Source organism: Paenibacillus sp. KS1 (assembly GCF_001680695.1).
GTDB lineage: Bacteria > Bacillota > Bacilli > Paenibacillales > Paenibacillaceae > Paenibacillus_B > Paenibacillus_B suaedae.
In genome coordinates this window covers 1-927 of the sequence record NZ_MAIS01000261.1, presented here as the reverse complement: position 1 = coordinate 927, position 927 = coordinate 1, and the positions used below count along the sequence as shown (strand labels likewise).

Sequence of the window (927 nt, the reverse complement as noted above, 5' to 3'; positions counted from 1 at the left end):
TCCCTTCACGCCATACACAAATTCGAATGAATTGCCGCCCTGAAGCAGTTCGTCCGAGCTATAGCCTTCTTGTACACCCCATTCTAGATGCCCCTCAATCGGGATCATTCTATTCGCCTTATCACCTGATCGAATTACCATTCCCCCTTCCTTTTTCACCACAATTTGAGGGCCAACGATGTTGAAATTCGAATCATCCGTGTAAGAAACAGAATATTTGAGGAGTGCTTGCCCTTGTCCGTCTTTCACGAACTGTACCTTCAATTCCTCAATCCCACCATCATGAATCGGAAAAGTCTGCACCTCTGCCTTGCGCGGATCCAAATCGATTGGTACACGAACATAGTCGAACGCCTGCAGCCCGCGCGCAGACAATTGCACATTCGCTTCCTTGCCGGGAACCGTCCAAGACGTATCGAAGAAGCCGTTGTAGGTTCGGCTTTCTTCATTCCAATTATGCCAATAGAGGCCATTATCCCATTTCATCTTCATCATCTGCACCAGATCCATGCGCGCAATGGAATTTCCTTTATCGTCTTTGAATTCAAATTGGTCGAACATCCATTTGCGCTCCTGCTTATCCCCTGTATTCAAGCTGTATAACAGCGTGGTTCCATTATCGTCGGACACCGCTGTATCGATAGTGAATGTGACGCCGCTATTCGTGACCTTCTTATTGATCGGCTGCCCGAATCCCTGTTGGATCGCTGATTCCACACCTTTAAGATTATTAAATTCCCACTTCCCGGTAATATAGGCGAGCACTGGAGTAGCCAACAGCACAAACGCAGCCACTGACAGCACAGCCAACCTGCGCCCGCGGAACAACGGCTTCTTCTGTAACGAAGCGGCAAACGTTCCTTGTTCGTCCTGCTCATTTCTGGCCGCCTCAATCCGCATCCACATCGCCTCGAAGTCCGGGTAGGA

General features: G+C 49.2%; 1 protein-coding gene. It reads right to left on the bottom strand.

Going from position 1 to position 927, the window contains the following annotated elements; translation table 11 throughout:
* The coding region (locus BBG47_RS28205; protein WP_139070826.1) for a DUF4179 domain-containing protein at positions 1 to 927 on the bottom strand (927 nt) is incomplete at both ends.